Source organism: Sporolactobacillus mangiferae, from assembly GCF_023336505.1.
GTDB lineage: Bacteria > Bacillota > Bacilli > Bacillales > Sporolactobacillaceae > Sporolactobacillus > Sporolactobacillus mangiferae.
This window is the reverse complement of sequence record NZ_JAMAST010000004.1, coordinates 127,207-148,965: the sequence shown is the minus strand read 5'-3', so window position 1 is coordinate 148,965 and position 21,759 is coordinate 127,207. Positions and strand designations below refer to the sequence as shown.

Here is a 21,759-nt window from a genome sequence, read left to right as displayed (position 1 = left end):
CATCAACCGTCTGGCTGCATGGGTTGTCGGTTCGCGTGCGACACTGAAGGCGCTTCTTCAGTCCATGCTGGCTCCGATCAGCGATTTGAAAAAAGCTGAACAGGAAGGCAACTATACGAAACGCCTGGCTGTAACTGAAGAATTGAAATCGTATCCGTTCGGTGCGGTCTGGGATTACTACTGCCAGGAAAGCGGTGTACCAGTCGGTGCGGATTGGTTAAATGAAATCGTCAGCTATGAGAAAGATGTTCTGCTGAAAAGATGAGTTGCCGCTCAATAATGTATTCCGATATATTCTGATTCATGGAATGCACGAAAAGACTTTTAGAGAAAAATATAAAGAACAGGAATTTGAAAACAGCTTCATTTGAAAGCAGGTGAGGCTGTTTTTATTCTCTTTTAATTGTGAATTTTTAGTGTGAAAAGTATATCATATAAGGATTGCAGTGTAAGCTGTCAGGGGACGAGCAAAGTAAGGAAGGCGGCGCAAAAAATCTGCGTGTTGCGCCTTACGGTACGGCAAGATAAAATAAACAGGATAACAACGGTAAATGATCATAAGATTGTATTCTATTTTTCGGTGGTGGGTTCTCTATGCTTGCATTTGAACGATATGCGGGAATAAAAAATGAATTGACGAAGAATAAGAAAGTATTTGTGTCGGAGCTTGCTGCGCTCTTTAAGGTGACGGAGGAAACCATTCGACGCGATTTGGAGAAAATGGAGCAGGAGGGTTTCTGCACACGTATTTATGGCGGTGCCTTTTTGAACTCTCACACGAATGAAGAAGTTTCCTATACAAAGCGCAACACACTGAATCTGAAGGAAAAACAGTATATCGCCAAGAGAGTTGCCCATCTGATTAAGGATGGTGATTCATTGGTTGTCGATTCTTCATCCACAGGGCTTGCTGTTCTTCATGAATTATATAAACAAAAGAAAAACCTGACGATTCTAACAAACTCTATTGAAGCATTGCGCCTTGGATCGACACAGGATCAGAAAATGATTTCAACGGGGGGAAATTTGCGTCCCTACTCTTTTTCTCTGGTAGGCTCTGATGCGATCGATGTTTTACGGAAATATAATGTTGATACAGCGATTCTCGGATGTAAGGGAGTGGCGCTTGAACAGGGCGTTATGGAGTCAAACAGCTTTGATGCAGATGTAAAGCGCGTTATGATTGAACAGGCGAGTAAAGTCATCATCACTGCGGACCATGGAAAGTTTGACCAGATCGCATTAATTAATTTGCTTCCGCTTAAGCAGGCAGACTATCTTGTCACTGACATGAAGCCGAATGATGAATGGCTTAATTTTACCCGCAAACAGCAGATCGAATTAATCTATTAGGGGAAACGACTGGATAGGCACCGTATTTTGCCTGAAGCTGCAAACATTCTGACCACCACTCCGGAGTGGAAAATGTATCAAACTTACAGTGAGGTCTCTGCCTTGTTTATACGATCATACTTAAAAAGTTTATGCTTGCTTAGAGTATCAGGAATACGGACCCTTAACGGCAGTCCGTATTTTTATATTATAAGAAAGTTTAAAATTCAGCGGATTATCGTATAAGTGCGACGGCATCTTTGCCTACGCCAGAGGCTTGGCAAAACCAAGTTTTCTAACAAGATAAGAAAGTATATCATTTTGACTCATATGAAAACCAGTAAACCAGTGTCTTACCGAGAATCAAAGCGGAGTGCGAGACGCCTGCGGTGCGGGATCAGCGAGCCAGGGAAGCCACCGCATCCTGCGGAAGTAAGGACCGGGTGCTTTTTGCCCGGTTTTTCTAAGTTCCGGGACATGCATGCTGCTAAATAGCCCGTTTTAAAATGGGGGCACTCGGCAGCGTTGATTGATACATGGTGAACGAGAGTCAGTCTATGAGCAGTGCCAATCCTGTACTATAATGAATACGAACATTTCTGGTGAGGAGCGAACTAATGGATAAAGAAAACGCATTGCAATTAATTCAGCGTTTGTCAAACGCGAATGGCATTTCCGGCTTTGAAGATGAAGTGACAGCGATTTTCTCTGAAGCCATACGCCCATATGGAAAAGTGATCGAAGACCATATGCGCAATGTTTATGTGAAACGGAATGAAAACACGGGCAATCAGCTGGTTGTGCAGCTTGACGCACACAGTGATGAAGTCGGTTTCATGGTACAGGCGATCAAACCGAACGGAATGTTGCGGTTTGTAACCGTTGGTGGATGGGTACGTGCCAATATTCCGGCTCATAAAGTGCGTGTGCGCAATCGTGACGGGAAGTATATACCCGGGATTATCGCCAGCACGCCGCCGCACTTTATGACTGCGGAGGAGAAAAAAAGACTGCCGGAAATCGCCGACATGATGATTGACATCGGGGCGACTTCTGCTGAGGAAGCAGTTCAGGAGTTCAAGATTGAAGTGGGTGCACCGGTTGTTCCAGATGTCGATTTTACGTTTTTGGCTGAAAAAAATCTGCTGCTCGGTAAAGCTTTTGATAATCGAATCGGAACGGCGGTCATGGCGGAGGTGCTTCATGAACTTGCCGGCACAGATTTAAATGTTGACGTTGTTGGCACTTTGTCCGCTCAGGAGGAAGTCGGCGAACGCGGTGCCCAGGTGGCGGTGAAAAAAGTCGGTCCGGATCTGTCGATTGTTTTCGAAGGCGCGCCGGCTGATGACACGGTGATGCCGGATTACATGATTCAGACCGGCATCCGTCGCGGACCAATGCTGCGTCATTTTGATTCAACCATTATTGTCAATCCACGTTTTCAGAAATATTGTCTGGATATTGCCGAAGCGCGCGGTATTCCAACTCAGCGCTCTGTAAGATCAGGCGGTGGAAATGATGGCGCAGTCATCAATCTGTATCAGGGTGCGCCGACAGTCGTCATCAGTGTACCAGTCCGTTTTGCACATACGGCCTACTGTTTTGTTGCCTACGAAGATTTCGTTTCCGCGGTTAATCTGACCGTGGAAATTCTGAAATCACTTGATGCCGAGAAGATTGGCAGTTTTTAAGAAAATAAGAGCCAGGCGTTTTTGCCCGGTTTTTCTTACCAGAGAAATGAATGTCATGAACCAATCATTGATGAGTGAATCGTTCAGCAGGCGGGAAGCCGCAGAAAGTCTGCACTTTTTAACGAATGAGCTAACCCGGGCGGCTATGTACGACAAATCAATTGTTATTCGGCGCTTCTCTCATCTAAAATAAAGACAGGAAGGGTGGCGTTGACTGCTTGGAAACGATTGATATAAGACCCATTCTCGATGACCGGGAACTGGAAGAAGCTTTAGACTTGTGGGCAGAAGTTTTTCCGAAAGATCGCGCTTTTTTTGAAGAACGGATTCGACTGGATCCAGAATGCGGCGGACGGGAGACGACCTGGGTTGCCAGGGTGAATGACCGTTTGGCTGCCGCTGTTCAGATTTTTCCATTCTTCATTCATTATAAAGGCATGGAGTTAAAATGCGGTGGAATCGGCAATGTTGCGGCTTTGCCGGAATTCAGAGGCAGGCAGCTCGTCCGTACGATACTCAGGCAGCAAACAAAGTGGATGCGGCGGAACGGCTTTGATCTTTCCCTGCTGTTTACACATATTCCCGATTTTTACGAAAAAGAAGGCTGGTATTCCCTGCGGGGTACCTCACTGGTTATTGAAGCGGATCGGCTTCCGGATTATTCGCACGACGGACATTGCAAAGTGCAATTATTTAAAGCGGCCGATCTCACCGAAGTGAAGCACATCTATGACCTATTTAATGAAGAAAGATGCGGGGCCAGGGTGCGTACGGAAGCATACTGGCGAGGCAATCTGGGGCTGAAAAGAAGCGGCGAATTCCTGACTGCCTTTAAAGATGGGCGGCTGGTTGCCTATTTGCGATGGGAGCTTTTTGATGCTGAACGAATGGATGTGGTAGAGTGCTGCTATCTTCCTGGATATCAGGATGCCGTTTGCGGCTTCGTGAATTGGTTCAGGAGCAGACCAGCTTCGGGCAGAAAAGAAATTCGTCTGCAGGTGCCTGACGATCATTTTCTATGGCGGCTATTTAAGCGATGCGGCGCACGTGAAGAGCCGAACCATGGTGTCATGTGGAAAATACTTGAGCCTCACTCATTTTATAAGAAAATACTGCTGATTCTTGATCAGCGCATGAAGCAGAAGGCTGTAAATGAACAATCAATGCTTGTGCGCAGCGACAATGAAGACGTGCTTTTTCGCTTTGAAAATAACAGATTGGCGATTGAGACATTGAAGAACGACGCAGTGGCTGTCGATGAGATCCTGCTTCGAAAACCGGAAGAACTGGTGGAAGATCTGTTGTCGGGCACTTCTCTGAATCACAGGTTTTATGCGGCCCTCTTCCCAAAAACATCCTATGCATTCTGGAAATCCGATCGTTTTTAGCGAAACAGATGCTGCGCCAAAAGACCTGTATTCGCTGAGATAGTGGACAGTGGCAATGGATGGTTATATAGTTAGATTTATAATGTGCGAAAATTTAAAAATAACATTTAAATCTGTAATTAATTCGCAGACTGTTCATCGCTCACCCGGTATCCGGCGGCATGTACCTGATTCCGGTGCTTTTTGACGTTCAATTCAACCTTCAAAGGAATAAGGAGGTTATGTGATGGTCACACTTGATCATTTGTTTGCCTTGCCCGAGCTTGCACCGATTCAGCCTGTTGGTGGCAAGGACGGGATGAATCGATGCATTTCCGGCGTGAATGTGATGGAGAGCGACCGCCTGTTTGCTTTTGTTAAAGAAAGCGAATTGCTTGTGACCACGGGGATCAATATGGATCACGATGAACTGAAACTCATGACGATGGTTCGGAAAGCCTGTGAACGCAGGGCTTCCGGCGTGATTCTGAATGTCGGTCCTTATATTCCATGCATTCCGGAACAGATACGTGTTTTTGCCGATACACATCGGTTTCCGGTGTTTGACATGCCCTGGGCTTATCGGGTTGCTGATTTTGTTAAAATTACGATTCAGTTCCTGGCGACAGCGGAACAGGAGACAGCGCGGACTGCATCTATTCTGTCTGAACTTCTGTTTCATTCCGCTCCCAATTTCCAATCCGTGTATCATGAATTAAATCGGTTGAATGCAAAACGCGATCAATTGTTTCAGATTCTGATCTGCTCTTCTGGAACGGCAAAATCCGTCCCTGCTTCTCTGACTTATAAAATCGAGCATATTCTGTCAAAAAAATACGGGTTGCTGATGTCGATGCGAAACGAAACGCAGATCATCTATCTTGTGTCACCAATCCGTGGCACTGAATTGCCATTGGCGGATCTGCTGCAGGAGCTTAAGACGTCATGCGCTGCAAGGCAATATGGATTCCAACCGGCAGTTGGCGCAGGCAGCGCCTGTCCGATTATGGAAGTGAAGAAGAGTTATCAGGAAGCCCTGACTGTACTCAGGCTCGCCCAAAAGCATCCTCATTGGCGGCTCTGTGAGTATAATGAGATCGGTGCATACGGAATGATCATAAATGTTCGCGAACCACAGCTGATTGAAGATTTTTACCAGAAATATCTGGGCGTGTTGTATCGCTATGATCAGCTTAATGAAACGGATTTTGTTTCTTTTTTACGTGTGTTTCTGGAGGAAGACGGACGGACGGCCAATATTGCCCGCAAAAAATTTATTCATCGCAATACCGTCCTTTATAAAATTAAAAAAATTGAGTCGATTTTAGATGCTGATCTGAACCATCCCTTTGTCAAAACGAATTTACAGCTGGCATTCATGATTGAAGACTTGATGAGATGATGTGTTCCTGCTTTGTGCAAGTGCACATTATTTTTTGTCTGAATGTTCATTGTATTCTGCGTTAATGGGTATATCATTAAATTATGTTAATTCAGAAAATTTTATGGGAGATGGCGCTTCATGGAACACATTGATGACCGGCAAATCAAAGCGGATGACCGGCAGTATGTCCTGCATTCCTGGACAAGGCAAAAAGATGTCCATCCGAAGATCATCAGAAAAGCGAACGGTATCTTTTTCTGGGATGAGGCGGGCAGGAAATTTTATGATATGTGTTCACAGCTCGTCTATCTGAATGTCGGCCATCATCACCCGAAATTGATGGAAGAATTTAAGCATATTGGCGAGATCCCGCTGGCCTCACCCGGTTTCGCCACGGCATCAAAGGCGGAACTGGCGAAAAAGATCATCGAAGTGGCCCCTGAAAATATGGCTAAGGTTTTTTTTGCGAATGGGGGAGCGGATTCGAATGACCATGCGGTGAAAATTGCCCGTATGTTTACCGGACGCTATAAAATTTTTTCGCGCTATCGTTCCTATCACGGTGCTACGTTTGGCGCCGGTAACTTATCCGGCGAGAGCCGCCGGTTTACCGTCGAGCCCGGGCTTCCAGGATTCATCAAGTTTGAAACGCCATATCTGTATCGGGAGACTGTCCATTTTGACAGTGAGGAAGCGGCGGCCGACTTTTATCTTGAACGGCTCAACAATCAGATACTCTATGAAGGACCGGATACGATCGCCGCAATTTTCATGGAAACGATTCCGGGAAGTAACGGAGTACTGATCCCGCCGAAGGGCTATATGGAAGGCGTACGTGAACTGTGCACAAAATACGGTATTCTGATGATCTGTGATGAAGTGATGGCTGGCTTCGGCCGTACGGGGAAAATGTTTGCGGTCGAACATTTTGACATCAAGCCGGATATCATGACCTTTGCCAAAGGTGTCACCTGCGGATACAGTCCGCTCGGCGGTGTCATTGTCAGTCGGGAAATCGCCGATTATTTTGACGATCATGTGCTGATGACCGGTCTGACCTACAGTGGCCATACCGTATCCACACAGATCGGCTGTGCGACACTTGATATTTATAAAGAAGAACATCTGGTGGAACATGCGGCTGAAATGGGCGAAGTGCTTGCAGACCGGCTGGAGCAGCTGAAACGTTTTGCCTCTGTCGGCGACGTCCGGTGCATCGGTCTGTTTGCCGCGGTTGAACTTGTTAAAGACAAAGCGACTAAAGAACCGTTGATCGCTTACGGGATGGACTATGGTAAAGACAAAGCCGGTCTGATGAGCAAATTTGTGGGGTTGCTTATGGCGCATGGTTTTTACACGTATTCGCATGAATCCAGTGTGATGATCGCACCTCCGCTGATTATTACGGCAGACGAACTCAACGAGGCGATGGACCTTTTCGAGCAGGCATTGACTGATTTTGAAAAACTGTATCTTTTTCCCAGGCAGAACTTGATGGCGCCGCAGAATTAAAATGATGCGCAATCATGAAAAAATATTTTTTCAAATCGATGCAGACACATGTCATTTTTTAATCCTTAATTTGTTCCCGTGGCACCCCAGTTGCAAAAACACTCACACCGTAGATGGACAGTAGCTCCTTCCGCGTGATCCTTGCATAGGGTGGTTAAGGGATGTCCGATGCCCGGGCAAAAAGATGTCAAAAAGGGCATGTCTGTAAACTCAGACGCATATCGTAATGAGAAAAATTTTTTCGAGGAGTTGATCGTTCTTGCAGAAACAGAAGATTCGAATTAATGAAGAACGATTGAAAAACACAATTGAGCGGTTCGCGGATTTCGGACGTACCGAGCATAACGGTGTGACACGTCTGTCGCTTTCGACAGCGGACATCGATGCGAGAAACTATCTCATTTCCTGTTGCAAAGCGCTTGGCATGAGCGTTAAGGTCGACGATGTGGCTAACATTTATGCGACAATGGCTGGCACCGAAGACCATCCACCGCTTGTTATGGGCTCGCATCTTGATTCCGTCAGGAGAGGCGGGCGGTTCGACGGGGCACTCGGCGTCATTGCCGCTCTGGAAGTCGCCCGGACGCTGCATGATCATCAGATCAAACCGAAAATTCCGTTCACACTTGTTGATTTTACCAATGAGGAAGGCGCACGGTTTGATCCAGCGATGATGTGCTCAGGGATCATTTCCGGAAAGTTTGAAAAACGGGCAATGTTAAACAGCACGGATTCTGACGGAGTAACGTTCGGTGAAGCGCTGGCCGCAAGCGGTTATGAGGGCGACGCGAGTCATCGCCTGAATGAGGCAACGGCATATCTTGAAATGCATATTGAACAGGGTCCGGTGCTTGAAAATGAAGGCCTGTCGCTCGGTGTCGTAGAAGGCGTTGTCGGCATGGTTAATTATGAAATCGAACTGACCGGCGAATCTGATCATGCCGGAACGACACCGATGCATATGAGAAAAGACGCATTGTTTGCGGCTGTGGACGTAATCGGATTACTGCGAAAACAGCTGGACACACTGGATCATGAACTTGTTTATACGATGGGGCGGATGCAGGTCTCTCCGAATATCCATACGGTTATTCCCGGCCGTGTGGCATTCACATTGGAAGCCCGGCACAAGGACCCGGATGTAGTTGCACAGGTTGTGCGTGCGATCAGGAACCTTCCTGAATCACTTGACGGATGCAGGATTCACGCCCGGAAGCTGTGGGAACGCAATACAGTCGCGTTCGATCACGGACTTTGTGACCGTCTGATTCAATCCGCACGTGAACTTGGACTTTCCTATAAAAGGATGTACAGTGGCGCCGGTCACGATGCGCAGTATATCGCGGACGGTCTGCCGGCTGCAATGCTGTTCGTGCCAAGCGTAAAGGGCAAAAGCCATTGTGAAGATGAATTCACAGCCTATGAAGATTGTGCAAGGGGGGTGAATGTGGCCTTTGATACGGTGCTCTCAATTCTTACGGAAGCATGACATCATCTGGGTTCTGCATTTATTCGCCATTTTAAGTTGACGCTACTTCACGAAAGTATATAAGTCTTAAGGATTGTCATATAAGAGTGACGTGATCATCGCCCACGGCATGGCGCAGCCACATGAAAATATACAAAGTCATCTGAATATAGGAATAAAATTCGCAATATTCAAAACTAAACATAAAACTTGCCACAATAAGGAGGCATTATTATGAAAACGCAAGTGGAACAAAACGGGATTGTCACACTGACTCCGGAAGCTGCCGAAAGCCTGAAAGACAGCCATATGCTGAATGAAGATTTGCGGCCTACGACGAGGGAGGAGCACCACTGGACCGCTTACAACTTTTCCAGCCTGTGGATCGGAATGTGTATCTGTATTCCAACATACACGATGTCTTCCGGTCTGATTGCACTCGGTATGAACTGGTGGCAGGCAATCGTTACGATCATTCTCGGTAACTTGATCGTTTTGATTCCGGTTCTCCTGAACTCGCATGCCGGAGCCAAATTCGGTATTCCCTACCCGGTCTTTGCACGGCTATGGTTCGGTTCGAAGGGGGCGCATATACCGGCGGTCGCCCGCGCGCTGGTTGCCGCTGCCTGGTTCGGCATTAACTGCTGGTACGGTGGAGCGGCGATTGACACACTGCTTGTATCAATGAGTGGATGGGAACATGTCAGTGGGCATATATTCATTGCATTCTTCGCGTTTTGGGCATTGAACGTGATCGTCGCTTACCGAGGACCGGAAGCCATCCGCAAAATGGAATTCTGGGCGGCTCCGATACTGATTGTCCTCGGACTGGCACTCTTAGTCTGGGCACTCGTCTCCGCCGGCGGTTTCGGACCGATGCTTTCCGCGCCTTCAAAGTTTTCAACATCTGGTCAATTCTTTGCGATTTTCTTCCCTTCGCTGACCGGCGTCATTGCTTTCTGGGCAACGCTTGCATTGAACATCCCTGATTTCGGACGTTACGCAAAAAGCCAGAAGGCACAGATCGTCGGTCAGTCCATTGCACTTCCTGGCACTATGGGTCTGTTTGCATTTATCGGCGTCGCGGTCACCTCTGCGACCGTGGTCATTTTTGGGCAGGCGATCTGGGATCCGGCAGCATTGATGGCTCATTTTCCTCCGTTTGTCATTTTGATCGGTACTTTCGGCATTATTCTTGCTGCTTTGACCACGAACGTGGCGGCTAATGTTGTTGCACCAGCCCGTGCAGCGGAAAATCTTTGGCCGCGCAAAATTACTTTTGCCGGCGGGGCAATTATTACCGGACTGCTTTCTCTTGCGATGCAGCCATGGTATCTGGTCGGGGACATTGCGAATTACATTTTTGTTTTTCTCGGTGGCTATGGCGCGCTGCTGGGACCGATTGACGGAATTGCGATTGCCGACTACTGGCTTGTGCGCCAGCGTAAGCTGTCGCTGACCGAGCTGTATTCACCAAACGGGCGGTACAGCTATGCATCCGGGTTCAACATGAAAAGTATCTATGCATTTGCTGCCGGAATTCTGATTTCTGTCATCGGTCTGGTGGTTCCGGGCCTGCATTTTCTTTGGGACAATGCCTGGACGATCGGGCTGCTCGTTTCCGGCTGCATCTACGGCTATCTCATGCGAGATGATGCCAGCCGTATGAGCGATGCGGAATATGCGGAAATTACCGTGCAAATGGACACATCCGCCGCAGCTGAGGATACGGCTGGGCAAATGATCAAGCAAAATCCGGAAAATGTCTGAAAAAAAGATGATTAATAAAAAATAAAGGCGGTGTTGCTATGAATGCGTCTGCTGCCACGGATCTTTGGAAAGTTTTTGATGAGATTCATCCTGATCTGAAACCAAAACAGGTCATGGAAGAAGCAAACCGCTGCCTTTTCTGTTTTGACGCGCCCTGCACGAAGGCATGTCCGACAGGCATTGATGTCCCTTCATTTATCAGAAAAATTGCAACGGGCAATTTGAAAGGATCGGCGCGGGTCATTATGGAGGCCAATCCGATGGGGGCAACCTGTGCCCGTGTCTGCCCGACTGAGGAGCTCTGTGAAGGTGCATGTGTACTTGGCGAGGCATCTCTCCCGGTAATGATTGGCGATCTGCAGAAGCATGCGACCAACTGGGCGATGAAAAATCATCCACAGCTTTTTGAAGCTGGGAAGCCAAGCGGCAGAGAAATTGCTATTGTCGGCGCCGGCCCGGCCGGTCTGTCAGCAGCCAGGCAGCTTGCCCGGTTTGGACATCAGGTAACGATTTACGAGAAAAGAGAAAAACCAGGCGGACTGGATACGTACGGCATTGTCCCTTTTCGGCTGCCACAAAAAGTCGCGCTTTGGGAAGCTGATCAGGTTGAACAGCTTGGTGTCATGATTAAAACTGGAATCGCGGTCGGCCGCGATATCTCCGCTGATTTTATTCAGACTCATTTTGACGCGGTGATGCTGGCCGTTGGCATGGCGGACGTACCGGATCTTGGCATTCCGGGCGAAGAACTCGACGGAGTCTTCAGCGCACTGGAACTCATAGAGAAAGTGAAGGACGGTCAGGTAACCGACCGTTTCATGGGAAGAACAGCAATCGTCGTCGGTGCAGGTAATACGGCGATTGATGCTGCAACCACGTTAAAACGTTTGGGCGCAACACGAGTGCAAATGATTTATCGGCGCACCGAATCCGAGATGACTGCGTATCCGGCCGAATACCGTTTCGCTAAAGAGGATGGAATTACGTGCTCCTGGCTGACTCAGCCAAAGAAAGTGATCGGCGATACAGCAGGCAGAGTAACAGGCGTCGAATGTGCCCGTATGCGGCTTGGTAAGCCCGATGGAAGCGGCAGACGACGGCCAATAGAAATTGAAAATTCAAACTTTTTGTTGGAGGCGGATATTTTCGTCAAAGCGATTGGTCAGGGAAGGCATACTTCGCTGATTGATGCGTTCCGACTGAAACATGATCATGGTATCGTTTCGGTTGATGCAAGGACGTTTCAGACTTCGGACCCGAACGTGTTTGCGGCCGGTGATGTTACATTCGGCAACGGAAGCGGTGAGGCAACGGTGGTTGCGGCTGCTCAGCAGGGGAAGCTGGCCGCACTTGCCATTCACAGGCAATTGATGAGCCGTGTTTAACATGGGAGGTGGGATTCATGGCAGATTTGCGGATTGATTTTGCGGGGATTAAGTCAGGGAATCCATTCTGGCTGGCGTCCGGACCACCGACGAACACAGGTTATCAGGTACAGCGCGCTTTTGAGGCAGGCTGGGGCGGCGCGGTATGGAAAACACTTGGTGAGCCGGTGATTAATGTGACTTCCCGTTTTTCAGGCATGCATTACGGCAGTCAGCGTGTCGCGGGATTTAATAATATTGAGCTGATAACGGACCGTCCGCTTGAGATCAATCTTCAGGAGATCGAGGAGACGAAAGTTAACTATCCGGATCATACGATTATCGCGTCATTGATGGTTGAACCTAAACGGGAAAAATGGCATGAGATTGTTAAAAAAGTGGAAGCGGCAGGTGTCGACGGTCTGGAACTCAATTTTGGCTGTCCGCACGGAATGGCCGAGCGCGGAATGGGGGCGGCATCCGGTCAGGTGCCTGAACTGGTGGAGAAGCAAACATGCTGGGCAAAAGAAGCCGCGGAAACGCCGGTTATTGTCAAGCTGACGCCGAACATTACCGATATTACGGCGACCGCATATGCTGCGTCTCAGGGCGGGGCTGACGCGATCAGTATGATCAACACGATCAACAGCCTTATGGGTGTTGATCTGGATACCTGGAACACCATTCCCAACGTCGCGGGCAAGGGCACACATGGCGGCTATTGCGGTCCGGCGGTCAAACCTATCGCACTCAGCATGGTTGCCGAATGTGCCCGCGATCCGGATATTTCGGTACCGATCTCGGGAATCGGCGGAATTGAGAACTGGCGGGATGCTGCCGAATTCATGCTGATGGGTGCTTCATGCGTACAAATATGCACCGCGGCCATGCATCATGGATTTCGAATTGTTGAGGATCTGATCGATGGACTGAATAACTACCTGGACAGTAAGGGCATTGCATCGGTGATGGACCTAGTGGGACAGTCGGTTCCGAAATACATGAGCTGGGGCGATCTCGATCTGAATCATAAGCGCGTCGCGCGTATCAATCTGGATCAGTGTATTCACTGCAACAAGTGTTATATCGCCTGCGAAGACGCGGCGCATCAATGCATTGAATGGTTTGTCGATGCCAAAGGAAAGCGCGCGCTGAAGGTGCGGGAAGAGGACTGCGTCGGCTGTAACCTCTGCTCCATTGTCTGTCCTGCTGAAGGAGCGATCCATATGATTGATCAGCCAGGCGAATTTCCGATGACATGGAACGAACGCCAGCATCTGATTCATACGATCGGGGGTTGATCCATGCATGAACATACGCAATTTATGAATGAAAAAGTGAAGATTGACCAAATTCTGCAACGCAGTTATCTCATTATAAGCATTGAAGAAAACCTTAGCGGCACTTTTGTGACTGTTCAGCCACAAGGGGAGCAGGAAAGTCCGCCTGGCACCGTTCATCTGGTTACGGCGGATGGGAGGAGGTATTTAACCAGCAGGCTTTTTGAAAGAAAACGCGTGCATGCACAAAAATCAGAAAATACAGCCCGTTAGCATGGCGGACTGGGCAAGCAGCACGGTCCTGATATGAGCGATGCACATCACGCGGGACGAGTCTTTCAACGCAAATGGAGGCGGAAATATGAAGCTTATTGGCGTAGATATTGGCGGTACGTTTACCGATGTTATTTATACGGATACGGAAACTGGTGTTTCACATATCCACAAAACACCGACGACCACGCAGGATCCGTCGATTGGCATGGTCAGCGGGATTACGGAGCTGTGCAATCGGTTCGGAATTGATCAGAAACAGGTTGATCATGTATTCCATGGTACGACCATAGCGACGAACGCTGCTTTGGAGCATAAGGGAGCAAAAACAGCGCTGATCACAACGGAAGGGTACCGAGATATTTTGCAGATCGGCCGTCACCAGCGACCGGAAAACTATTCGATTGCACAGGAAATTCCATGGCAGGACCGCACAATGGTTGAACGCCGTTATCGCAGGACAGTACCGGAACGCGTCGCGGTAGCAGATGGGAAACCGTATGAAAAAGTGCCGCTTGATGAGCGGGCGGTTGTCGGAATTCTTGACGGGTTTAAAAAGGAAGGCGTGGAGTCAGTAGTTATCGGATTTCTTTTCTCCTATCTGGATCCTGCGCATGAAGACCGGGTCAAAGAAATCATCCGTGAAAACTATCCTGAATTTTATGTGACGACTTCTGCTGATATTTCGCCGCAGTTTCGCGAATTCGAGCGTTTCGCAACGGCAAGCATGAACGGTTTCGTGGGTCCGAAGATGAAAGGATATATTGAAAGTCTGGAAACACGGCTGAACGAAGCCGGTATTGACTGCGATCTGCTGATCATGACATCAAATGGTGGCGTCGCCAATTCCGCAACGATTGCGCGGAAACCGGTGATGACACTGTTGTCTGGCCCTGCAGCAGGCGTACTCGGCGGACAATGGGCAGGCAAACTTTCCAATCATGAGCGCCTGATCACATTTGATGTCGGAGGAACCAGTGCGGATATAGGTATTGTAACTGAAAACGGCTTTTCAGAATCGTCTTCCGGTGATACTCAAATTGCGGGTTATCCGGTGCAGGTGCCCATGATCGATATTTACACGATCGGGGCGGGCGGCGGAAGTATTGCTTACGTGGACGCGGGTGGAGCATTCCAGGTTGGTCCTCAAAGTGCCGGTTCTTTCCCGGGCCCGGCCTGTTACGGACGTGGCGGCAAACTGCCGACCGTAACTGATGCCACACTGGTGCTCGGACGACTCGATTCGGATCATTTTCTGGATGGAGAAATGGACATTTATCCGGAAAAGGCAGCACGTGCCGTTCAGGAACTGGCGGATGAACTTGATCTTGGTCTCTATGAAACTGCGGAAGGCATTTTAACGATTGTTAATAATAATATGGCGAACGCCATTCGTTCGCGAACGATTCAGAAGGGCTATGATCCGCGCGCGTTCAGCCTGGCCGCACTTGGTGGCGGCGGACCGATGTGTTCGGTGGAAGTCGCCAGGATTCTCGGTATTCCCGAGGTTATTATCCCACCTTATCCCGGTATTACATCGGCAACCGGACTTTTGACGACCGATTTAAAATATGATGCCGTGCAGACTATTTTTATGTCCAGTGAAAAAGCGGATATTGCTTTTCTCAATCAGCGGTTTGCCAGCCTTGAAGAAGAAATCGCTGCACAGCTGCAGGAAGCAGGATTTGAAACAGGTCAGATCTCGCTTCTTCGCTTTTTTGACTGTCGGTACGTCGGGCAAGGCTATGAACTTCGAATTTCGGTTGCTTCAGGAGTGATTGACGAAAGCAACATTGAGGATATTTGGAATACGTTTCATGCGGTCCATAAACGCGAGTACGGCCACTCTTTTTTGAACAATCCGATTGAAATTGTCAATATGCGTGTAACCGGTGTCGGTGAAATGCCGAAAATCGGTGATCCGGATTTTGCCGAAGGAAGCCATTCATTGGAAGATGCACTGGTTAAGGTAGCTCCGGCCTGGTTCCGTTCCGGAGGTGAGCTTCAGTCGTTCGATACACCGCATTATGCGAAGGGAAAGCTTCCCATTGACGAATCGTTTGCCGGTCCGTGCATCATTCTTCAGAAGGATACGACTTCTGTCATTCCGCCTGAATGCACGGCGGTCATGCGTTCCAATGGAAGCATCATTGTAAAAACAGGAGGTGTGGAGTGATGGTAGACACGAAGAAAGCGATTGATCCAATTACGGCTCAGGTTGTCAGCGGTGCGCTCAAAAATATTGCCATTGAGATGGGACATAAGCTTGCGCGCATGTCTTACTCGAGTATTATTCGTGAATCAAATGATTTCGGGTGCGCCCTTCTTGACGAAAATGGGCAGCAATTGTGTGAATCGGTCAACAGTACACCGCTGCAGTCCGGCCCGATTCCAGGTTATCTGCAGGGCATACGGGAAATCATGGCTGAGCGTGGCTATGATTTTAAGCCGGGTGACGTCATTCTTCACAACTCTTCATTCTACGGAGCGACTCACCAGCCAGACTGCGGTTTCTTCGTACCGGTATATTATCAGAATGAGCTGATCGGCTTTTCCTGTTCGACCGCGCATCAATTGGACCTGGGCGCATTGTCTCCCGGGTCAATCGGAATTATTGATGCGGTTGACTGTTTTGCCGAAGGCTTGCAATTTAAGGCAATCAAGGTATATGAAGAGGGAAAGCCGGTGGATATGGTCTGGCGGTTGATCCGTGACAACGTGCGTGCGACGGATATGGTTGTCGGCGACATGGAAGCACAGATTGCGACCTGCCGAATCGGCGCACAGCGCTACCTTGAGCTTGTTGAAAAGTTTGGCCTGGAGACCGTACGTGCGGCAAGAGATTACATGATCGATTATTCGGAACGTGTGCTGCGTCATGAAATTGCCAGGATTCCGGATGGTACCTACCATTCTACAGGTTATATTGACGGCTATCTTGACAGTACGGATCCGAAGCGGAAAGATCTGAAATTCGAAGTCAATCTGACAGTCAGGGGTGACAGCATGATCGTTGACCTGACCGGTACCTCTGATCAGGTGGATGACCGTCCGATCAATATGCCATTCCCAGGTACCACCGATATGGCTGTCTACCTGACCATTCGAACGATTCTGCTCGATTCGAAAAAATTCGGATACATTCCGCAAAACGCGGGATTGATCAAACCGATCAAAATTATTGCGCCGGAAGGCACACTTGTCAATCCAACCTATCCCGCACCGACCATCTCCCGGTTCTGTCCCGGCAATGCGCTGGCAGACACAATCATGCATGCGCTTGGGCAGGCGGTGCCCGACCAGATTTGCGCAGGCATCGGCAATCTGTATATGGTTGCATATAGCGGCATGATCGATAAAAAATACTGGGTATACATGGATATCATGGCGGGAAGCTCTGGCGGACGGCCTGGCAAAGACGGCATGGACGCGATCGACGTATTGTACGCAAATACGCGAAACAATCCGATTGAAGATATTGAATCGCATCAGCCGCTGAGCGTTACTCGTTATGAATTTCCGAATAACGCGTCCGCGTCCGGCAAGTACCGGGGCGGTGTCGGCCCGATCCGTGATATTACTTTTACGGATGAAGGTGGATTCTCCGTTGAAGGAGAAGGTCAGAAATATGCACCATGGGGTTTTGCCGGCGGGCACGATGGCACACCGAGCAAACTGGTGTTCAGAGACAGCGCAGGCAAGAAAACATCCCTTCCCTCCAAAGTCCCATACAAAAAAACGCATGCCGGCGAAGTTCTGGAAATTGTCGGTCCATGCGGTGGCGGCTATGGAAATCCGTTTGAGCGCGCTCCGGAATCCGTTCTTGCTGATGTTCTTGATGAGTACATTTCATTGGAACGGGCAAGGAAGGAATTTGGCGTCGTGATTGAAGATGGCAAGATTATCTGGGAAGAAACGGAACTTCTGCGCGGCACGCATCATTAATCGTTTATGAAATTGATAGCTGCAAAACCGGCAACCTTCATGACGATCTTTTTATGATCATCACGAAGGTTTTTTGTATGATTGCAAGGATGATGAGTGTACGCTGGCAAGCTGGAGGGAAATATAGACTCAGGATGCAGGTCTCTGCCAAAAGGATGAGCAGGCAACGCATGGTTCTGATGGGACATATGATGTTCAGGGTGCCCAAAATGCGCTACTATTGTAATGGTTATGTTAAAGAATGCTCTTGCTCATCGCTGCAGAACAGATCCGATGAATCAATCGTGAAATGTAACAGTACTGCGGCAACTGATCATCGATAGCCATTAGAAAAGGGGGAGCGCGTCATGAAAATGAGTGCACATGGCGCCTGTACGACCGTTGTGGTCGGCAAAGGTGCGACAATTGATGGTTCAACAATGATTGCCCGGAATGGAGACAGTTACGAAGTCCTTGTCCCGAAAAAATTCATGGTGCATCCGCATCAGATTCTTGAAAAGGAGGAAACCTATGTTTCCCCGGGCAATCGATTCACGATCACTTTGCCCAAGGAACGCTATCGCTATACGGCGATTCCGGATCGTGAAGACCGTTATGTCACATTTGAGGATGCGGGCATTAACGAAAAAAATGTCGGCATGAGCGCGACGGAAAGCATTTACGCGAATCCACGTGTACTTGGCTATGATCCGCTTGTTGAAAACGGCATTGCAGAAGATTGCATGGTAACGGTTGTTCTGCCCTATATCAACTCAGCACGCGAAGGTGTGCAGCGGCTTGGCCAGATTGTTGAAAAGTACGGTGCGGCCGAGTCGAATGGGGTATTGTTTTCCGATAAGCACGAGGTCTGGTACATGGAAATTGCTACCGGTCATCTTTGGGCGGCACAGCGCATTCCCGACGATTCGTATGCGGTTGTCGCCAATCAAATGGCGATTCAGGAAATTGATCCTTATAACAAAGATGAATTTATGATCGCCGCGCATTTAGTCGAATTTATTGAAAAACACCGCCTGAATACAGGATTTGACACGATTCATTTTCGTAACATATTTGGACGGCAGAATCTGTTTGATCATCATTACAACACGCCGCGTGTCTGGTACGGACAGAAATTTTTAAATCCGGAAGTTGAACAGGATCCAATGTCCGATGAATTGCCGTTTCTACGTAAAGCAAGCCGGAAAATCGCTGTTGAGGATATTGCCTGCATTCTGGATTCGCATTATCAGGAAACGCCTTACGATCCACTTGGTTCGGGCGACGAAGCAGAGCGTACCTTATTTCGTGCCATTTCACTCAACCGAACGCAGGATTCACACATTCTGCAGATCCGGCCATACATGCCGGATGATATTGCGGGGATTCAATGGATTGCACTTGCCGGTACGTTCAGTCCCTATGTTCCGTTTTATACGAATACAACCGCCGTTCCTGAGGCATACGCAGTGACACCGCAGAAACTCTCGCTTTCGTCGGCCTATTGGCTGTACAAGACAATTCCGGTGATTGTCGAACCTCATTATCAGGCTTTTCTAAAACAGGTGCTTGATTATAAAGATCATCTGCATAGCTGTTTTTTGGGGAAAATTGCACAAACAGATGACGCGGTCACAGGGAAAGATACTGATAAAATACAGGAACTTCTGGGCAATGTTAATCATGAGAATGCTGAACTTGCGCTCAGTGAGACATGCCAGCTGCTGCAAGAGCTGACGACGCAAGCCATGTCACTGTCGAAACTGACTTTTACAATGGATAAGAATCTGTAAGTGTGGATGCCATGGAAATTGCATTTTCTGTGGTATCTTTTTTTATAAGAAAGTTTAAAGCAAGTGTTTTACCGAGAATCAAAGCGGAGGCGCGAGATGCCAGCGGGACCCCGCAGATTCCAGCTGGCCCGAGGAGGCTCGCGGTGCGCCCGCAGCAAGAGGAGCAGATCAACGATTCATGATCGGAGATTGAGCACCAGGCGCTTTTGTCCGTTTTTGCACGATGCCGCTTACTTTACCGTTGGTTCTATCCATCCATTTTTCATGTGATCTCTGGAAAATTCACAGAATTTTCGACTGAAATGGGTGTATGATAAAATCAAATTATTTTTTATAAACAACGGATTGGAGTGATCACGATGAAAATAGTAGTCATTGGTGCCGGCGCGATGGGCCTGAGATATGGTGTTCTGCTGCAGGAGGCGGGTAATGAGGTGGATTTTGTGGAGCCCTGGCTGCCGAGCTATGAGGCGATCCAGGCACAGGGCGGTGTTTACGTTTCACGTGATCATCAAAAACGTCATTTAGTGCCGGCGAACGTGTTTCTGCCGGATGCCTATACGGAAACACCAGATCTGGCTATTCTTTTTACCAAGCAGATGCAGTCTGAAGAAGCAATGCGCGCATGCAGCCATTTCATTGGCAATGCAACCTATGTGCTGACGAATCAGAATGGTATCGGTTCGGTGGATGTCATTCGCAGGTATGTGCCGGATAAGCGGATCATAGCCGGCATTGCACTGATTGCGACTGTACTCAATGCACCGGGCGATGTCGATTTTATGGGCGCAAAGGGCGCCGGGCATACGCAGCTTGTAAATGTGACGGAACGACCGGATACGTTCACTCATGCAGTTGTTCGCGAATTTGAAAAGGCGGGCATGAATCCGACTCTGCAGACCAACTATTTGGGTACTGTATGGTCTAAGCTTCTGATGAACTCAGTGATTAACACGCTGTGCACTTTGATGGATATTACCATGGGCGAATATGTTGCTTTTTCAGGCGCGGACGCCCTGTCTCGGCGATTGATTGATGAGGGCTATGCAGCGGGCGTTGCCGATGGTGTGAAATTTATGCAGAGCCGTGAAGAGATGCTGCAGATCATTGATCACGAAAGTTCAGAAGTTAATCCGCTCCATCGCCCGTCTATGTACCAGGATATGATTGCCGGACGACCGACTGAGGTGGATTATATTAACGGACATATTGTGAAAACGGCAAAGAAACATGGTCTGGACGCGAAAAACCATGAATTGCTTGTTGATCTGCTGCATCTGGCGGAACATTCGAAACAAAACGGCCGGCATGAGGCATAAAGATGTCGGCTCAGCCACTTGAACCAGGCCTTCTTTACGTAGTTTGATCTTTCACATGGTAAACAGGTAAAATAATTAAGATTCTTCTAAATTGGTTACGCGAAGAGAGAGGGAACAGACTGTGAGGATTTTTATTGAGGTCATCTTGCCTGTATTTTTCATTTTTGTGAGCGGTTTTATTTTGCAGAAGCTTTTTAAGCTCGATATCAAGCCGATCTCAACGCTTGCTGTTTATCTGCTGCTGCCATTTCTCGTCTTCGATATCTTCTACACAACACCTATGAATCTCAGTTTTTACTATATCTCGATTACAGCAATCATCATTATGGTTCTGCTTATCGTGGTCAGTGTCCTCGTATGCCGCATTTTCCGTTACAGTAAAAGTGAGACGAGCGGCTTTCTGCTGTCCACTGTTTTTGCGAACAGCGGCAACTACGGTGTGCCGATCATTTTGTTCGCATTTGGCCAAAAAGGAGTCGTGTATGCGATGCCGCTGATGATCTTCCATGCCATACTCATGGGTTTTGTCGGTATTTACATTGCCGCTAGCGGCAAGGGAAGTGCCAAACTTGCGCTGCAAACGGTCTTAAGACAGCCAATGAACTATGTCATCATTCCGGCGCTGCTTCTTCAGGAGTTTCATGTTCATATTCCAGACAATTTTATGAAGAGTATCGAGCTGGTCAGCAATACATCAATTCCGATTATCATGATCATCCTCGGCATGCAGCTGGCCAATGTAACGGTTCACAATATAAACTGGGGACGAATCAGTCTTGCCGTATTCATTCGCCTGGCCTTGTCGCCGTTGCTCGCTTATCTGGTCTGCCTGTTTTTCCCTATGGATCCGATGCTCCGCAACGTGATTATCGTTATGGCGGCAATGCCGAGTGCAGCCAATACGACGCTTTATGCCATCCAGTTCAATGCACAGCCGCAGTTTGTGTCCAGCTGCACACTGATTACCACCATGCTGAGCGCGCTGTCGCTTGATGTGCTGCTTGCATGGTTCTGATTTGCGTATTCAGAATCTCAGCATCTTACAAATTGCGAATGGTATAGGTAGGTGGATAGATGACGTTTGTTTCATCCTTATGAATAATCACCTGGATTATTTTCTGATAGGCCTTGTCGAACAGAATGGCCAGAATATCGTGTGCGTTTTTGTTAAGTTTCCTGGCGATTTCAGAAGACCGCAATGGTTTTTGTTCTTTTCTGAGTAAGTCAATGACATCAGACGCTAGTTCGCTGGATGGTTGTACACGCTGCATTGAAATCAGCT

At 48.4% G+C, this 21,759-nt stretch carries 17 protein-coding genes; 16 read left to right on the top strand and 1 reads right to left on the bottom strand.

Annotation, left to right across the window (positions count from 1 at the left end):
- From M3N64_RS06445 to M3N64_RS06370, 16 genes are all read left to right on the top strand, one after another.
- On the top strand, nt 1-265 hold a 265-nt coding region (locus M3N64_RS06445), incomplete at its 5' end, for an L-rhamnose isomerase (RefSeq protein ID WP_249099839.1).
- Nucleotides 266-594: 329 nt separating this feature from the next.
- On the top strand, nt 595-1,353 hold the full coding sequence (locus M3N64_RS06440) for a DeoR/GlpR family DNA-binding transcription regulator (protein WP_249099836.1): 759 nt from the start codon (nt 595-597) through the stop codon (nt 1,351-1,353).
- A gap of 596 nt (nt 1,354-1,949) precedes the next feature.
- Entirely contained in the window at nt 1,950-3,023 is a 1,074-nt protein-coding gene (locus M3N64_RS06435; protein ID WP_249099833.1) for a M42 family metallopeptidase, read from the top strand.
- 218 nt (nt 3,024-3,241) lie between these two features.
- The gene (locus M3N64_RS06430; RefSeq protein ID WP_249099830.1) at nt 3,242-4,411 is read left to right on the top strand and encodes a GNAT family N-acetyltransferase; all 1,170 of its coding nucleotides are present in this window, start codon (nt 3,242-3,244) and stop codon (nt 4,409-4,411) included.
- Between the two features lie 226 nt (nt 4,412-4,637).
- Complete coding sequence (locus tag M3N64_RS06425; protein ID WP_249099827.1) at nt 4,638-5,792, top strand: PucR family transcriptional regulator; 1,155 nt, start codon at nt 4,638-4,640, stop codon at nt 5,790-5,792.
- A gap of 120 nt (nt 5,793-5,912) precedes the next feature.
- Entirely contained in the window at nt 5,913-7,286 is a 1,374-nt protein-coding gene (locus M3N64_RS06420; protein ID WP_249099825.1) for an aminotransferase class III-fold pyridoxal phosphate-dependent enzyme, read from the top strand.
- 259 nt (nt 7,287-7,545) lie between these two features.
- A complete protein-coding gene (locus M3N64_RS06415) occupies nt 7,546-8,775 on the top strand; it encodes a Zn-dependent hydrolase (RefSeq protein ID WP_249099822.1) in 1,230 nt (409 codons plus the stop codon).
- A 213-nt stretch (nt 8,776-8,988) separates the two neighbouring features.
- Nucleotides 8,989-10,524: an NCS1 family nucleobase:cation symporter-1 gene (locus M3N64_RS06410; protein ID WP_249099819.1), complete on the top strand. Its 1,536-nt coding sequence runs from the start codon at nt 8,989-8,991 to the stop codon at nt 10,522-10,524.
- A gap of 38 nt (nt 10,525-10,562) precedes the next feature.
- The gene (locus tag M3N64_RS06405) at nt 10,563-11,909 is read left to right on the top strand and encodes an NAD(P)-dependent oxidoreductase (protein ID WP_249099815.1); all 1,347 of its coding nucleotides are present in this window, start codon (nt 10,563-10,565) and stop codon (nt 11,907-11,909) included.
- A gap of 17 nt (nt 11,910-11,926) precedes the next feature.
- Nucleotides 11,927-13,189, top strand: coding sequence for an NAD-dependent dihydropyrimidine dehydrogenase subunit PreA (gene preA, locus M3N64_RS06400; RefSeq protein WP_249099814.1), 1,263 nt, complete (start codon nt 11,927-11,929; stop codon nt 13,187-13,189).
- 3 nt (nt 13,190-13,192) lie between these two features.
- Nucleotides 13,193-13,441 carry a hypothetical protein gene (locus M3N64_RS06395; RefSeq protein ID WP_249099812.1) on the top strand — a complete coding sequence of 83 codons (249 nt, stop codon included), beginning with the start codon at nt 13,193-13,195 and terminating at the stop codon, nt 13,439-13,441.
- 88 nt (nt 13,442-13,529) lie between these two features.
- The gene (locus tag M3N64_RS06390; RefSeq protein WP_249099808.1) at nt 13,530-15,617 is read left to right on the top strand and encodes a hydantoinase/oxoprolinase family protein; all 2,088 of its coding nucleotides are present in this window, start codon (nt 13,530-13,532) and stop codon (nt 15,615-15,617) included.
- Complete coding sequence (locus tag M3N64_RS06385) at nt 15,617-17,386, top strand: hydantoinase B/oxoprolinase family protein (protein WP_249099805.1); 1,770 nt, start codon at nt 15,617-15,619, stop codon at nt 17,384-17,386. The genes M3N64_RS06390 and M3N64_RS06385 overlap by 1 nt, the downstream gene beginning before the upstream one ends.
- Before the next feature lie 347 nt (nt 17,387-17,733).
- A complete protein-coding gene (locus tag M3N64_RS06380; RefSeq protein ID WP_249099803.1) occupies nt 17,734-19,158 on the top strand; it encodes a C69 family dipeptidase in 1,425 nt (474 codons plus the stop codon).
- Nucleotides 19,159-19,517: 359 nt separating this feature from the next.
- Nucleotides 19,518-20,477 carry a ketopantoate reductase family protein gene (locus M3N64_RS06375; protein ID WP_249099800.1) on the top strand — a complete coding sequence of 320 codons (960 nt, stop codon included), beginning with the start codon at nt 19,518-19,520 and terminating at the stop codon, nt 20,475-20,477.
- A gap of 121 nt (nt 20,478-20,598) precedes the next feature.
- A complete protein-coding gene (locus M3N64_RS06370; RefSeq protein ID WP_249099796.1) occupies nt 20,599-21,492 on the top strand; it encodes an AEC family transporter in 894 nt (297 codons plus the stop codon).
- Nucleotides 21,493-21,517: 25 nt separating this feature from the next.
- On the opposite strand, the gene M3N64_RS06365 is transcribed toward M3N64_RS06370, so the two are convergent.
- Nucleotides 21,518-21,748 (bottom strand): hypothetical protein, encoded by a 231-nt coding sequence (locus M3N64_RS06365; RefSeq protein ID WP_249099793.1) that lies wholly within the window; start codon nt 21,746-21,748, stop codon nt 21,518-21,520.
- Nucleotides 21,749-21,759: the final 11 nt, after the last annotated feature.

What these genes read in the sequence shown, in the direction of transcription:
- M3N64_RS06440 (WP_249099836.1), top strand. Translation starts at nt 595, where the DNA reads ATGCTTGCATTTGAACGATATGCGGGAATAAAAAATGAATTGACGAAG.
- M3N64_RS06435 (WP_249099833.1), top strand. Translation starts at nt 1,950, where the DNA reads ATGGATAAAGAAAACGCATTGCAATTAATTCAGCGTTTGTCAAACGCG.
- M3N64_RS06425 (WP_249099827.1), top strand. Translation starts at nt 4,638, where the DNA reads ATGGTCACACTTGATCATTTGTTTGCCTTGCCCGAGCTTGCACCGATT.
- M3N64_RS06420 (WP_249099825.1), top strand. Translation starts at nt 5,913, where the DNA reads ATGGAACACATTGATGACCGGCAAATCAAAGCGGATGACCGGCAGTAT.
- M3N64_RS06410 (WP_249099819.1), top strand. Translation starts at nt 8,989, where the DNA reads ATGAAAACGCAAGTGGAACAAAACGGGATTGTCACACTGACTCCGGAA.
- M3N64_RS06405 (WP_249099815.1), top strand. Translation starts at nt 10,563, where the DNA reads ATGAATGCGTCTGCTGCCACGGATCTTTGGAAAGTTTTTGATGAGATT.
- preA (WP_249099814.1), top strand. Translation starts at nt 11,927, where the DNA reads ATGGCAGATTTGCGGATTGATTTTGCGGGGATTAAGTCAGGGAATCCA.
- M3N64_RS06395 (WP_249099812.1), top strand. Translation starts at nt 13,193, where the DNA reads ATGCATGAACATACGCAATTTATGAATGAAAAAGTGAAGATTGACCAA.
- M3N64_RS06390 (WP_249099808.1), top strand. Translation starts at nt 13,530, where the DNA reads ATGAAGCTTATTGGCGTAGATATTGGCGGTACGTTTACCGATGTTATT.
- M3N64_RS06385 (WP_249099805.1), top strand. Translation starts at nt 15,617, where the DNA reads ATGGTAGACACGAAGAAAGCGATTGATCCAATTACGGCTCAGGTTGTC.
- M3N64_RS06380 (WP_249099803.1), top strand. Translation starts at nt 17,734, where the DNA reads ATGAAAATGAGTGCACATGGCGCCTGTACGACCGTTGTGGTCGGCAAA.
- M3N64_RS06375 (WP_249099800.1), top strand. Translation starts at nt 19,518, where the DNA reads ATGAAAATAGTAGTCATTGGTGCCGGCGCGATGGGCCTGAGATATGGT.
- M3N64_RS06365 (WP_249099793.1), bottom strand. Translation starts at nt 21,748, where the DNA reads ATGCAGCGTGTACAACCATCCAGCGAACTAGCGTCTGATGTCATTGAC.